13 protein-coding genes are annotated in these 12,729 nt (G+C 72.0%); 8 read left to right on the forward strand and 5 right to left on the reverse strand.

Going from position 1 to position 12,729, the window contains the following annotated elements; genetic code table 11:
- Positions 1–7 precede the first annotated feature (7 nt).
- The 3 genes from Q7X29_RS11515 (at position 8) to Q7X29_RS11525 (ending at position 2,458) form a co-directional block, all read left to right on the forward strand.
- Positions 8–1,660: a hypothetical protein gene (locus Q7X29_RS11515; protein WP_316574047.1), complete on the forward strand. Its 1,653-nt coding sequence runs from the start codon at positions 8–10 to the stop codon at positions 1,658–1,660.
- Entirely contained in the window at positions 1,657–1,911 is a 255-nt protein-coding gene (locus tag Q7X29_RS11520) for a hypothetical protein (protein ID WP_218717317.1), read from the forward strand. The genes Q7X29_RS11515 and Q7X29_RS11520 overlap by 4 nt, the downstream gene beginning before the upstream one ends.
- A gap of 202 nt (positions 1,912–2,113) precedes the next feature.
- The gene (locus tag Q7X29_RS11525; protein ID WP_316574048.1) at positions 2,114–2,458 is read left to right on the forward strand and encodes a hypothetical protein; all 345 of its coding nucleotides are present in this window, start codon (positions 2,114–2,116) and stop codon (positions 2,456–2,458) included.
- A 54-nt stretch (positions 2,459–2,512) separates the two neighbouring features.
- On the opposite strand, the gene Q7X29_RS11530 is transcribed toward Q7X29_RS11525, so the two are convergent.
- Both Q7X29_RS11530 and Q7X29_RS11535 read right to left on the reverse strand, forming a co-directional pair.
- Positions 2,513–3,322: an ABC transporter permease gene (locus tag Q7X29_RS11530; RefSeq protein ID WP_218717296.1), complete on the reverse strand. Its 810-nt coding sequence runs from the start codon at positions 3,320–3,322 to the stop codon at positions 2,513–2,515.
- Positions 3,319–4,296 carry an ATP-binding cassette domain-containing protein gene (locus Q7X29_RS11535; RefSeq protein ID WP_316574049.1) on the reverse strand — a complete coding sequence of 326 codons (978 nt, stop codon included), beginning with the start codon at positions 4,294–4,296 and terminating at the stop codon, positions 3,319–3,321. The genes Q7X29_RS11530 and Q7X29_RS11535 overlap by 4 nt, the downstream gene beginning before the upstream one ends.
- Before the next feature lie 95 nt (positions 4,297–4,391).
- Here Q7X29_RS11535 and Q7X29_RS11540 point away from each other — a divergent pair, with 95 nt between their 5' ends.
- Positions 4,392–5,072, forward strand: a complete 681-nt coding sequence (locus Q7X29_RS11540) for a TetR/AcrR family transcriptional regulator (RefSeq protein WP_316574050.1) — start codon at positions 4,392–4,394, stop codon at positions 5,070–5,072.
- Positions 5,073–5,136: 64 nt separating this feature from the next.
- On the opposite strand, the gene Q7X29_RS11545 is transcribed toward Q7X29_RS11540, so the two are convergent.
- Together Q7X29_RS11545 and Q7X29_RS11550 are read right to left on the reverse strand one after the other, a co-directional pair.
- On the reverse strand, positions 5,137–5,622 hold the full coding sequence (locus tag Q7X29_RS11545; RefSeq protein WP_218717294.1) for a nitroreductase/quinone reductase family protein: 486 nt from the start codon (positions 5,620–5,622) through the stop codon (positions 5,137–5,139).
- A 48-nt stretch (positions 5,623–5,670) separates the two neighbouring features.
- Positions 5,671–6,399, reverse strand: coding sequence for an NrtR DNA-binding winged helix domain-containing protein (locus Q7X29_RS11550; protein ID WP_218717293.1), 729 nt, complete (start codon positions 6,397–6,399; stop codon positions 5,671–5,673).
- A 78-nt stretch (positions 6,400–6,477) separates the two neighbouring features.
- Between Q7X29_RS11550 and nadA the strand changes: the two genes are divergently transcribed.
- From nadA to Q7X29_RS11570, 4 genes are all read left to right on the forward strand, one after another.
- Positions 6,478–7,515: a quinolinate synthase NadA gene (nadA, locus tag Q7X29_RS11555; RefSeq protein ID WP_218717292.1), complete on the forward strand. Its 1,038-nt coding sequence runs from the start codon at positions 6,478–6,480 to the stop codon at positions 7,513–7,515.
- A 37-nt stretch (positions 7,516–7,552) separates the two neighbouring features.
- Complete coding sequence (locus Q7X29_RS11560) at positions 7,553–9,214, forward strand: L-aspartate oxidase (RefSeq protein WP_218717291.1); 1,662 nt, start codon at positions 7,553–7,555, stop codon at positions 9,212–9,214.
- 264 nt (positions 9,215–9,478) lie between these two features.
- Positions 9,479–10,339 (forward strand): carboxylating nicotinate-nucleotide diphosphorylase, encoded by an 861-nt coding sequence (gene nadC, locus Q7X29_RS11565; protein ID WP_218717290.1) that lies wholly within the window; start codon positions 9,479–9,481, stop codon positions 10,337–10,339.
- Positions 10,340–10,465: 126 nt separating this feature from the next.
- Entirely contained in the window at positions 10,466–11,236 is a 771-nt protein-coding gene (locus Q7X29_RS11570) for an aminoglycoside phosphotransferase family protein (protein WP_316574051.1), read from the forward strand.
- Between the two features lie 136 nt (positions 11,237–11,372).
- Here the strand turns inward: Q7X29_RS11570 and Q7X29_RS11575 are convergent, their stop codons facing one another.
- Positions 11,373–12,554, reverse strand: coding sequence for a winged helix DNA-binding domain-containing protein (locus Q7X29_RS11575; protein WP_316574052.1), 1,182 nt, complete (start codon positions 12,552–12,554; stop codon positions 11,373–11,375).
- Positions 12,555–12,729 lie beyond the last annotated feature (175 nt).

The following is a 12,729-nucleotide window of genomic DNA, read 5'->3' on the forward strand; positions in this document are numbered from 1 at the left end:
AGCCGCCATGTCAGCGCCAGCCAGCACGACCGCCGGTCCGGCGATCGGGACGGCGGGTAGGCGGCGCGCGGGGGTGGGCTCGGCGTCCGTCGTCGTCGGTCGGCTGGCGGGGTGGGCGGTGGTCGTCTTCGCGACCGCGCTTGCCTTCCGGCGGAGCTGGCGCGAGCTCGGTGTGCCCGTCGACAGCGGTTACGTGGGGTTCAGCGCTGCGCTGCTCGGTGTGATCGGCCTGGCCGCGCTCGGTCTCGCGCTGCGGCCCGCGCCGCAGGCGCCCCGGGATCGGGTCGCCGACCTGGTGCTCGGGTCGGCGGGTCTGATCACCGCCGCGGGCCTGCTGGGTCTGTTCACGGTGCGGCTGGGCGAGCAGTACGGTCCGCTGCGCCTGGATCTGCTGGCAGCCTGGGTGTTCGGGATCAGCGCGATCGTGGTGGTGCTCGGGGTGCGGCTCGTCGTCCGGTTCTGGCCGGTGTGGGCGATGTCGCTGGCGTTGCTGCCACCGGTGTACGGGACCGGGTCGGCGCTGCTCGGTGGAGACCGAATCGCCGTGGGCGGGGTGCTGGTGATGCTCGCCTCATGCGCGGTAGGGATCGTGGTCCGCGATGTCGTCGCGGTGGCCGCCACCGTGCTGATCGGCGTGGCGGCGGTGGTCGCGGTCGATCGGTGGCTTCCACTGTTCAGCTACCAGGTCGTGCCGCTCGTCGTGGGCGTGACGGTTGTGCTCGCGGCCCGCGGGTCGTCGTTGGGGCGGTCGAGCTCGTTCGCCACGGCCATCTCGGGGGCGGGTGCGTGGCCAGGTCGATCGGCGTCGGCGGTCGTCCGTGGCGGTGGAGCGCGCGTCGCACGGTCCGTCGACGGCCTGGAAGGCGATGCGCGGTGCTGTCGTGCGCGGTCGGTACCGGGTGTCGATCTCGGACGCCACCTCCGTGGCGAGCGTCGGCTCGGGCGGCACGGTCACCGGCAGCCGGTGCGACTCGGGATGTGCGGCGCCGGTGTGGTGGTGGCCGTCGCCGTGGCTCTGGCGTGGATCCCGCTACCCGGTGACAAGACCGCCGAGTTCACCACGGTCGCGGGTGTCGTCGCGGGCGAGCGGGTCACCGCGCCCGGCTGGAGCGTGGTCGATCATCACGAATACCCGTGGATACCGGACTATTTCGGTCCGGCAAGCTCCGGCACCCGGCAATTGCTCGAGGCCGACGAGGTCGATCTCGGCTGGGACTCCGCCGGAGACAAGCGCCGGGTGGCGGTCGACGTGATCAGCGCCGCGAGCGGCGAGAGCATCGGCAGATACCCGGAATTCGCGCTCTATCGGCTGGCCGAGCCCCGGTTCGGTCCGGCGTCCTACTTCGATCTCGGCAACGGCATCGTCGGACGCATGCGCACCGTCGTCGACGATCGCCCGGCCCTGCGCTGGACCTGGTTGAGCTGGGACTGGCAGGGCGCGGGTGGCGCGGAACGGGTGACCTTGATCGCCTCGACCGACCACCTGCCCACCGCGGTGTTCCCGGAACCGGACGGCTCGCTCGGCACCTCCGCGAGCACGATCCTGCGGCAGATGGCGCGCGGACGGCCGGTCGACGGCGGACCCGCCGTGCTCACGGACACCGACCTGCTGCTCACGCTGGCGCACCTCGTCGTCGCGGTCCGCACGGGCGCACTGTGACCGTGCGGAAAACCGGTGGCGTCCACGGTGCCGCCTCACCTACCGTCGACCGGTCGATATCTGCTCCGGGGGAGGACCTGGCCGTGCGCGCCACCGAGAACACCAGCACCGAACAACCCGCCGAGCGGCCCGATCTGGCCGCCTGGCGACGTCGGCACGCGCTGCGCAGCTCGTCGGCCGCCACCGCCGTGCCCAGCGGCCGCACCTACCGGCGCTCCGCGAAGCACCGAGATCGCCGGTATGACAGCTGAACGGGCGCGGCCGACGACTGGGTCCGGCTCAACCGGGCGCACTGGGACGAGCGCGCCCCGCTCCACACCCGCTCGGACCTCTACGACGTCGAGGGCTTCGTCGCGGGCCGGGAACACCTGCGCGACTTCGAGATCGGCGAAGTGGGCGAGGCCCGCACGGGCGCTGGCCGGGCGAATCGGCGTCGCCGACGCCGAATTCGTGGTGGCGGAATCCCACCCGTTCGGGGACCTGCTCAGCCCCGACGACGGCCGCACCGTGATCGACGACTACTGCGACCCGGAGCCGGTCGTGGAACTCGTCCCTGGCAACTATGCCGCGCCGGACGCGGTGACCACCGCCGATGTCACCGTCGGCTGGCGGCACGGGCTCGGCGAGGTCGTCTCGGCCGTGGCCGCGGCCGGACTGCGCGTGGAGTTGCTGCGCGAGCACGAGGTCACCGTCTCCCGGCGTTTCGCCGTCCTCGAACCGGAGCGTCGCGGGTTCCGGTTTCCGGTGGGAACGCCGCGCGTGCCGCTGCTGTATTCGCTGCGCGCGGCCGAAGTCTGACCCGGACCGGACCCGCGGTCCGGGGTTCGTGCCCCGGCCCGCGGGGCGCGGTGCTCAGCTGTCGGCCGAGTACCGGCGGATCGCGATCGGCACCGCGAGGGCGAACAAGACCGCGATCCACAGGGCCGCCGCGGCGACCGGGTGCTGCATCGGCCAGGCGCTTCCGGCGGCGACGGGCAGGTCGGCGCCGAGCAGGTCCCGCAGCGCGGCCACGATGGCGCTCACCGGATTCCACTCCGCGATCGTGGCGATCACCGACGGCATGGTCGAGGTCGGCACGAACACGTTCGAGAACATGATCGTGCCGAAGATCAGCGGTGCCGTCTGCTGGAGCATCTGTTCGTCGCGGACCGCCGAGCCGAGCGCGATCCCCAGCCACGACAGCGCGCAGCGGAACGCGAGCAGCAGCGCGATCGCCACCGCGATCTCGCCGGGCGTGGCCGCCACCCGCCAGCCGAGCAGCGCGCCCGCACCGGACATCAGCGTCAGCGCCAGCACCCCGACCACCGTTTCGGCCAGCGCGAAGCCGGCCGGCGCGGCCGCCGAGGACACCGGCAGCGCGCGCAGCCGATCGGTGAACCCGCTGTGCAGATCGGCGTTCGCGGTGGACGCCGTCGAGGTCAGCCCCATCGCCGCCACCAGGACCAGCACGCCCGGCACCAGGTAGGCGCGGTAGGCGGTGGCGTCACCGCCACCGGACAGCGCTCCGCCGAAGACGAAGCCGAACAGCACCATCATGCCCAGCGGGGCGGCCAGGGTGATCGCGAACAGGCCGGGGGAGTTGCGGTAGTTCGTCAGGACGCGTTCGAACAGCACCGCCGCTGCGGTGACCGCGGAGACCGAACGAGTCTCGGTGGCGCTCATGCCCGCACCTGCGCCGAGCCGGCGGTCGCGACCCGATCGCGGCCGGTGAGCGCGAGGAACGCGTCGTCGAGCGTCGTCGCGCGGGCGCCGATATCGCGCACGGCGATGTCGGCGGCGTCGAGCGCGCGCAGAACCGGGAGCAGGCCGGGGGCCTCGCCGGGGAAGGTGAACGAGACCTCCAGCGGCGAATGTCGTTGCGTAGGTGGCGGATCCGAGGGTGTGCCGCCGAATCTCGACAGCACCGCGGCGACCTCGTCGTAGCGGTCCGGATCGTCGACGATCAGGTCCACTCCGGCGGGTACGGCGGTGAGGATCTCCGCCGGCGTGCCCGCCGCGACGACCCGGCCCGCCTTCAGGATGGTGATCGCGTCGGCCAGGCGTTGTGCCTCGTCGAGATACTGGGTGGTCAGCAGGACGGTGGTGCCCTCGGCGACGAAATCGCGCACATACCGGTAGATCTCGTTGCGGCTGTGCGGGTCCAGCGCGGTGGTCGGCTCGTCCAGGAACAGCGCGGCGGGACGCACGATCATGCCCGCGACGATGTCGAGCCTGCGTCGCATCCCGCCGGAGTAGGTGCGGACCACCCGGTCGGCCGCCACGGCAAGGTCGAAGCGGTCCAGCAGCTCCTTCGCGTGCCTGCGGGCAGCCGCCGCGCGAAAGCCGTTGAGCCGGGCCAGCATCACCAGATTCTGCCGCCCGGTCAGCCGCGGGTCGACGGCGTGGAACTGGCCGACCAGACCCAGTTGCCGCCTGGCGTCGTCGGCCTGGCGCACGGTGTCGAACCCGCCGATCGCGGCCCGGCCCGAGGTGGGGCGCAGTAGCGTCGCCAGCATGCGCACGGTGGTGGTCTTGCCCGAGCCGTTCGGGCCGAGCAGGGCGTGCACCTGGCCGGCCCGCACCCGCAGGTCCACCCCGTCCACCGCGGTGTTGTCGCCATAGGTCCTGGTCAGTGCAGTGGCTTCGATGGCATGCACGGCAATCTCCCTTCATTGGGAACAGTGTTCGCAATTGCAGGATACGCATCTGCTAACGCTGTTCGCAACTGGCGATCTGCGGCATGCTGGCAGGTATGACGCACACCGGAACCTCGTTGTGGTCGCGCGGCGCGGCGCCCCGGCCGGGACCGCGCCCGGCGTACACCCTCGATCAGCTCGCCGACGCCTGCGTGCGGCGGGCCGACGCGGGTGGTCTGCGCGCGGTCTCGATGCGCGGCGTGGCCGACGAACTCGGTACGGCGGCCGCCTCGCTGTACCGGTACGTCGACGGCAAGGACGACCTGATCGCGTTGATGGTCGACCGGGTGGCGGGGGAGTATCGGTACCCGGACCCGACCGGCGATGTGCGCGCCGACGTCCTCGCGCTGGCCGAGCAGTCGCGCGCCCTGCACCGACGGCATCCGTGGCTGGTGGAGGCGAATCCGTCGAGCATGGGCCCGAATTCGGTGCGCTATCTGGACCGCATGGCGGGCACGCTGGCCCAGGCCGGACTCGACGCGGGCGCGGTCATGATGGGTGTCGCGATGCTGTCGGGCTGGGGCGCGAACTTCGCCGCGCGGGAGCGCGCGGGCCTGTCGACCGGCGATCCGGCCGGCGCGCTGACGGCCTCGACCGGTGACCCGGCGCGCGACTACCCCCATCTGACGGCGCTGTTCGGTGGCGCACCCGCCGGGGCGAGCGCGCCGGTCGACAACGACGCGCTGTTCGCAGCGGGCATCGACGCCCTGTTGTTCGGCATCCTGCCGCGCGGCTGAGCCGTCGCGCGACGGGCGAAGTCGTGCCCGAGCGCGGCCGCGCTCGGGCGTCAGCCGACGGGTATCACTGCGCGCGGCGCAGGATCACCAGTGGCAACGGCTTGTCGACCTTGGCCTGGTACTCGGCCAGCAGTGGATTCTCGGCCAGGGCCCAGGCCGCGAACTCGTCGTAGCGCTCGCCGGTGAGCACGTCGGCCGTCGCCGCGAATCGTTCGCCGCCGAGCTCGATCGTTACCCGCGCATCGGCTTTGGCGTTGTGATACCACGCCGGGTAGCGGTCTTCGATGAACGAACTGACGTACAGCACGTCTCCCCGGTAGAGGGCTCCGAGCGGGACGACGTGCGGCTTGCCGCTCTTGGCGCCGGTCGTCGTCAACAGCAGCAGGGTCGCGCCCTGGTAGTCGCCGCCGACCCGCCCGTCGTTCTCCCGGAACTCGCGGATGACGTCGTCGTTCCAGCCGGCCATCTCATCCGGGTCGAATTCCCGGTTCCACGGCGCGTCCGGATCGTCGTAGGAGGTGATCTGTGGCTTCGCGGTGTCTTCGCCCATGCTCGGTAGTGTGACAGCGGCCACCGACAGGTTCGGCGGGGTGAGCGCTCAGCTCGGGGGACGCAGGGCGGCGAATTCGTCGGTGACGCGCAGGCCGGAGTCGGTGAAGCGGTAGAGCGCGGCGGGGCGACCGCCCGCGCGGCCGGAGGGCGCGGTGTCGCCGGTGGGGGTGATCACTCTGCGGCGGGAGAGGACGCGCTGGAGGTTGGTCGTGTCGACATCGTAACCCAGTGCCGCGCAATAGATTTCGCGCAGGGTCGACATGGTGAAGGTGTCGGGGGCGAGCGCGTAGGCGATATTGGTGTAGGAGAGCTTGGCGGCCAGGCGGGTGCGCGCGTGGTCGACGACGGTGCGGTGGTCGAACGACATATCCGGCAGCGCCGAGACCGGGTGCCAGGTGGTGTCGGCCGGGAGGGCGGGCTCGGTGGTCAGCGGCACCAGGCCGAGGTAGGCCGAGGCGATGCGGCGCGGGGCCGGGACGCGATCGGGCGCGCTGAACACCGAGAGCTGCTCCAGATGGGCCAGCTCGCGTACGTCGACCTTCTCGGCCAGCTGGCGCCGGGCCGAGGCGTCGAGGTCCTCGTCGTCGCGCAGTCGGCCGCCGGGCAGCGACCAGGTGCCCTTCTGTGGGTCGAGCGCTCGCTCCCACAGCAGAACCGCCAATTCCGGGTGCCTCGATCGACCACCGGCACTCCTACCTGCGGAAACGTCGGCGGGGAAGCGGCGAACCTGGAACACCGCGGTGAGCGATTCGTGGATGGTGTTACTATGGGGCACGTTTTCGATTCTAAGTCGAAAACCTGGTTAGGTGCGAATCGAGGCGATGGCGCCGTTCGCACGAGGAAGGGAGCCACCATGGCGACGACGACCGCACAGCCGACGCTGATGGGTTCGGTCTTCGACGGACCCACGGGGTACACGGGTGTCGAAGCGACGCCGGAGTGGGCGCGGGAGGTGCGGCGGCTGGCGCGTGAGCGCAACGCCACGATCCTCGCGCACAACTACCAGCTGCCCGAGATCCAGGACGTGGCCGACCACGTCGGCGACTCGCTGGCCCTGTCGCGGATCGCGGCCGAGGCCGAAGAGGACACCATCGTTTTCTGCGGCGTGCATTTCATGGCCGAGACCGCGAAGATCCTCAGCCCCGCCAAGACGGTCCTGATCCCGGACCAGCGCGCGGGCTGCTCGCTGGCCGACTCCATCTCCGCCGAGGAGCTGCGGGCCTGGAAGGCCGAGCACCCGGACGCGAAGGTGGTGTCCTACGTCAACACCACCGCCGAGGTGAAGGCGCTCACCGACATCTGCTGCACCTCGTCCAACGCCGTCGACGTGGTCGCCTCGATCGACCCCGATGTCGAGGTGCTGTTCCTGCCCGACCAGTTCCTGGGCGCACACGTCAAGCGCGAGACCGGCCGCGCCAACATGCACATCTGGGCGGGCGAGTGCCACGTGCACGCCGGCATCAACGGTGACGAGCTCACCGAGCAGGCGCGCACCCACCCCGACGCCGAGCTGTTCGTGCACCCGGAGTGCGGCTGCGCCACCTCGGCGCTGTACCTGGCGGGCGAGGGCGCGTTCCCGGCCGAGCGGGTGCACATCCTGTCCACCGGCGGCATGATCGACGCGGCCAAGGCCTCGACGTCGAACCAGGTGCTGGTGGCGACCGAGGTCGGCATGCTGCACCAGTTGCGCAAGGCGGCGCCCGGGATCGACTTCCAGGCCGTCAACGATCGCGCTTCCTGCAAGTACATGAAGATGATCACCCCGGCCGCGCTGCTGCGCTGCCTGGTCGAGGGCGCCGACGAGGTGCACGTCGACCTGGCGATGGCCGAGGCCGGTCGCGCCTCGGTGCAGCGGATGATCGCGATCGGCAACCCCGGCGGTGGGGAGTGACCGCGCCGTTCGCCGCGCGGTCGAACCGGTAACGACCATGACGGCGACGGTTCCGGTCTCCTGGGAGGCCGAGGTCGACCTGGTGGTCATCGGTGGTGGCGTCGCGGGACTCACCGCGGCCCGCACGGCATCGCTGCGCGGGCTGCGGGTGCTCATCCTCAGCAAGGGCGGTCCCACCGACACCTCGACGCAGTACGCGCAGGGCGGCATCGCGGTCGTCGCGCCGCAGGGCGATTCGGTCGACTCGCACGTGCGCGACACGGTCGAGGCCGGTGCCGGGCTGTGCGAGGTCGAGGCCGTGCGCTCGATCGTCGCGGGCGGTCAGGCGGCCGTGGCCGCGCTGACCGACCTCGGCGCGGTGTTCGATCTCGGCCGCGACGGCCAGATCTCGCGCACCCGCGAGGGCGGGCACAGCACCCGAAGGATCATCCACGCCGGTGGTGACGCCACCGGCGCCGAGGTACAGCGCGCGCTCAACGCGGCCGGACTGCCGGTGCTCTTCGGCGCCGCCGCGCTGCGGGTGCTGACCGGTCCCGAGGGTGTGCGCGGCGTTGTCGCGATGTCGGACAACGGTTTCGGTGTCGTCCGTACTCCCGCGGTGCTGCTGGCGACCGGCGGGCTCGGCCAGCTCTACGCCTCGAGCACCAACCCGCCCGGCGCGACCGGCGACGGTGTGGCGCTGGCTCTGTGGGCCGGGGCCGCGGTGGCCGATCTCGAGTTCGTGCAGTTCCATCCGACGGTGCTCTACACCCCGGGCGGGGTGGGCCGTCGGCCGTTGATCAGCGAGGCCGTGCGCGGGGAAGGCGCGATTCTCGTCGACGCGGAGGGCGAATCGGTGACGGCGGGGGTACATCCGCGCGGTGATCTGGCCCCACGCGATGTGGTGTCGCGGGCCATCGCGGAGCGGATGCGGGCGACGGGTACCGATCACGTGTTCCTCGACGCGCGCCACATCGCCGGCTTCGCCGCGCGGTTCCCGACGATCACCGCGTCCTGCCTGGCCGCCGGGATCGATCCCGCGGCGCAACTGATCCCGGTCGCGCCCGGCGCGCACTACCAGTGCGGCGGGGTGCTGACCGATACCGAGGGGCGCACCGAGGTGCCCGGACTCTACGCCGCGGGCGAGGTCGCCAGGACCGGGCTGCACGGGGCGAATCGGCTGGCCTCCAACAGCCTGCTCGAAGGGCTGGTCGTGGGCGAGCGCGCCGGTGCGGCGGCGGTCGAACGGCGCGGTGCGCGCACCGATGTCGAGGAGATCCCGGCGTGGACGGTGGACTTCGCGGAGCGGGCGGTCGTGCAGCAGGCGATGACCGAGCACGCGTCCGTCGTGCGGGACGGTGCCGGGCTCGGCATCGCGCTCGCGCGGATCGACGCCGCCCGGTCGGTGGTGTCCCCGCTCGATGCCGCCGCGCCGCGGGCGGTCCAGCCGCTGGATGGGACCGGCTCCGGCGAGGGAGTTTTCGACGCCGCGCGCACGTTGCGCCGCATCGAGGACGCCGCGCTGACGCTGACCGCCCGTGCGCTGCTGATCGCGGCCGCCGACCGGGCCGAGAGCCGGGGCTGCCACACCCGCTCGGAGTATCCGGGTCCGGTCGAGGATCAGCGGCACAGCACCGCGGTTCGCCTCGGCGCGGACGGGGCGCTCGGACTGTCCACCGTCGCGGTCGATGCCGTCGCGGTGTCGATCGGTGCGCGGTGAACGACCACCCGCAGGCGTGCGCATCGGTGCGCGGCGAACGCCGGGCCCCGTCACCGACCGGTGCACGCCGCGCGGCGGTGATCATCGACGGCGTGGTCTCGATCGAGACGGCCCGGTGCTCGGCGGACCGGTCCGCACCGCGCCGAGGTGCGCCCGGCTGACAGTACGCGGCATCAGGTGCCGCACAAGCAATTCCGGCGGGCCGGTGAGGATCTCCGCTGGATCGAACGGGCGCATGCCGCGCCCGAGAACAGGAGTGCAGTGATGGCTCTGGATGCCGCCCTGGATCGTGCGGAACTGCTGACGCTGATCCGTACCGCCCTCGACGAGGACCTGCGCTACGGACCCGACGTCACCACCGTCGCGACCGTGCCCGCCGACGCGGTGAGCAAGGCGTCGGTGGTCTCGCGCCAGCACGGCACCGTCGCGGGCCTCGACGTCGGGCTGCTGGTGCTCGACGAGGTGATCGGCGCGGGCGACTACACCGTCACCGACCGCGTCGCCGACGGCACCAGGGTGGAGCCGGGTACCTCGGTGCTGAGCATCGAGGCGCCGACGCGGGGCTTGCTCACCGCCGAGCGGACCATGCTGAACCTGGTGTGTCACCTGTCCGGCATCGCGACCGCCACCGCGGCGTGGGTCGACGAGGTCGAGGGCACCGACTGCAAGATCCGCGACAGCCGCAAGACGCTGCCCGGGCTGCGGGCGCTGCAGAAGTACGCGGTGCGCGTCGGCGGCGGCGTCAACCACCGGATGGGGCTGGGCGACGCGGCGCTGATCAAGGACAACCACGTCGTCGCCGCGGGCTCGGTCGTCAACGCTTTGCGTGCCGTGCGCGAGCTGGCCCCCGAGATCGCCTGCGAGGTGGAGGTCGACAGCCTCGAGCAGCTCGACGCGGTGCTGGCCGAGAACGTCGAGCTGGTCCTGCTCGACAACTTCCCGCTCTGGCAGACCCAGGCCGCCGTGCAGCGTCGCAACACCGCCGCGCCGAACACCAAGCTCGAGTCCTCGGGTGGTCTGTCGCTCGAGCAGGCCGCCGACTACGCCCGCACCGGGGTCGACTACCTGGCCATCGGCGCCCTGACCCACTCGGTTCGCGTCCTGGACCTCGGGCTGGACATGTGAGGCGATCGCGGGCCTGACGTCCGCAGCGCGGGACCAACGGCAGGCAGTTCTGTTCCCGGTGGGGGCGTACGGTCGTCGACGGCGATCAAGGGGCGCGATAGCCCAGCGGTGCTCTAGCGTGGGGGCGTGGAGTTCTCGCAGGGGTGGGACAGCCTCGCCGTCCTGGTCGACGGCCGCTGGGTCGAACGCCGCCCGCGCCGACCGGAGGTCGCCGACCAGCTCCGGCGCGAGACCCGGTTGCTGCCGTGGCTGGCGCCGCGACTGCCGTTACCGGTGCCGGTCCCCGCTGTCGTGACGGAGTCGCCGCTGGTCGTGCGTCATGCGCTCGTCCCCGGCCGGGCGGTCGAATCGCTTACTGCCGAACACGGTCTCGCGATCGGCGCATTTCTTCGCGCCCTGCACGACAGCCCCGGCCCCGAGGCGGTGCGGCACGGGTTGCCCTCGGCGACCGAGACCGGCGACGACCGGGAGGCGACGCTGCGGCGGTTCCGGGCCGAGGTCGTGCCGATGCTGCCTGCCGCTCGCCGGGCTCGGGCACAGACGATTCTCGATGCCGCGCGGGATCTTCCCGCGGACACGATCGTCCACGGTGATCTGGGACCCGAACACATCCTCGTCGAGGGTGACCACGTCAGCGGTGTGATCGACTTCGGCGACACCCACCTCGGCGACGCCGCGAACGACCTGGCATGGCCCCTGTACGGCGCACCGGCCGCCTTCGCCGCCGCCGTCGCCACGGCCTACGGCCGCACCGACTCCCTGCGCCGCCGCGCTCTGCTCTGGCACCAGCTCGGACCGTGGCACGAAGTGACCTACGGCGCCGATATCGACGACGCCGAGACGATCCGCAGCGGCCTGGCCGGAGTCCTCGACCGCCTGGATCTCACCGCCGACTGACTTCGGTGCAGGCTGCCGGTCTTCAGCTGATCCTCGTGCTGCGCTCGGTGGCCGCGTGCCACCACCGGGCGGATGTGTTCGCGTCACCCAACGTGGTGTGGTCCCCGGATCGGGCAGCCGCGAGCCGCGCCGGTGGCTAAGCCGTCAGTTCGCGCTGGAGCGGGGTGCGGAAGCGGGGGATGGCGCGGATGTCGCCGAACCAGGCGGTGGTGCGGTCGGTTTCGGCGTCGATGAGTTTCCTGGTGTCGCTGCCGACGTCCTCGAGCAGGTGGGTGACCACCTCGCCGTCGGGGCGCTGGGCCCAGCCGCCGACGATGCGGCCGTCGGCCCAGATGGTGGGGCCGATATTGCCGTTGCAGTCGAAGAGGGCGGGGGCGTGGGGGCCGAGGAACCAGTCGCGGGACTGCCAGCCCATGGGGGTGGGGTCCAGGGCGGGGAGCAGGGCGGCCCATGGTTCGGGGGTCGGGACCGGAGCCAGGTCGTCGGCCAGGACGATGCCGGTGGTGCCGTCGTCGAGGTCGACGTGGGCGATGTCGAGCTCGGCGAGGGTTGTGCGGACCTCGCCGAGGGTCCAGCCGGTCCACCACTTCAGGTCGGTCACCGGGGCGGGGCCGAACGCGCGCAACCACCGGCGCACCAGCTCGACCCGCGCCTCGGCGGCGGGGATCGGGGAAAGGTCTGGGGGGAGCCAGGTTTCGGCGGGAGCCCAGGTGTACTGACTGCTGGTCCAGCTGCCGTTGGGGCGGCCGCGCACGATCCGGCCCTCGGCGCCGAGCACCACCAGCACCCAGGTGGTGATGCTGGTCGGCTTCGAATACGACTTGCCCGGCGCGGTATCGATCTGGGTGCGCAGCCGGGGGACGTCCTTGCTCAGCTGGGCGCCGGTGGCCGCCCCGCGGGCGAGCAGGGCGGCGTGCGTCTCGGCCTCGACATCGGAGAGCCATTCCTGCACATCGCCGTCCACGACACCCGCCTGCTCGAGGTAGCGGCCGTAGGCCTTGCGCTGCTTGATCGCCAGCGCGTCGCAACACGAGGACTGCAGCACCGGGACCAACTCGGTCGGGGCGACGAACATGGTGCGGCGCATGGCGAGCAGGCGCACCAGGGTGCGCTCGTCGTAGAGCGCGCGCTCCACGTGGGCCGGGGTGAGGTCGACGCCGCGCGCGCCGACCGACAGATAGACCGTAGCCGGATCGGTGGCGTGCAGGACCACCATCGAACGCGCGATCTCGGTCGGCTCGGTCGAGCGGGTCGACGGCGCGAGCCGATGCCTGGTCGCCAGGCGGGCCCGGCGTTGCGCGGTATCGATCGAAGGCATGCGCGGATCCTAGGCGGACCCACCGACATCCCCGCGCCACCGCCTGCCGAGTGTGCCGTCCCGGTCGCAGCGGTCGGGTGGATCGTGCTGTGACACAACGCCGAAGGCCGGGGGTTCTGTCACTTTTGTACAGAATTCCCGGTCGCCGTTTTCGCCGCCGGGCGCCTGCCGGTGT

The sequence above is a fragment of the Nocardia canadensis genome, from assembly GCF_032656385.1.
In the GTDB taxonomy this organism is placed as follows: domain Bacteria; phylum Actinomycetota; class Actinomycetes; order Mycobacteriales; family Mycobacteriaceae; genus Nocardia; species Nocardia canadensis.

Excerpts from the sequence above, each read along its gene's own strand:
- Q7X29_RS11530 (WP_218717296.1), bottom strand. The coding sequence starts at position 3,322 with ATGAGCGCCACCGAGACTCGTTCGGTCTCCGCGGTCACCGCAGCGGCG.
- Q7X29_RS11545 (WP_218717294.1), bottom strand. The coding sequence starts at position 5,622 with ATGGGCGAAGACACCGCGAAGCCACAGATCACCTCCTACGACGATCCG.
- nadA (WP_218717292.1), top strand. The coding sequence starts at position 6,478 with ATGGCGACGACGACCGCACAGCCGACGCTGATGGGTTCGGTCTTCGAC.
- nadC (WP_218717290.1), top strand. The coding sequence starts at position 9,479 with ATGGCTCTGGATGCCGCCCTGGATCGTGCGGAACTGCTGACGCTGATC.
- Q7X29_RS11540 (WP_316574050.1), top strand. The coding sequence starts at position 4,392 with ATGACGCACACCGGAACCTCGTTGTGGTCGCGCGGCGCGGCGCCCCGG.
- Q7X29_RS11560 (WP_218717291.1), top strand. The coding sequence starts at position 7,553 with ATGACGGCGACGGTTCCGGTCTCCTGGGAGGCCGAGGTCGACCTGGTG.
- Q7X29_RS11575 (WP_316574052.1), bottom strand. The coding sequence starts at position 12,554 with ATGCCTTCGATCGATACCGCGCAACGCCGGGCCCGCCTGGCGACCAGG.
- Q7X29_RS11515 (WP_316574047.1), top strand. The coding sequence starts at position 8 with ATGTCAGCGCCAGCCAGCACGACCGCCGGTCCGGCGATCGGGACGGCG.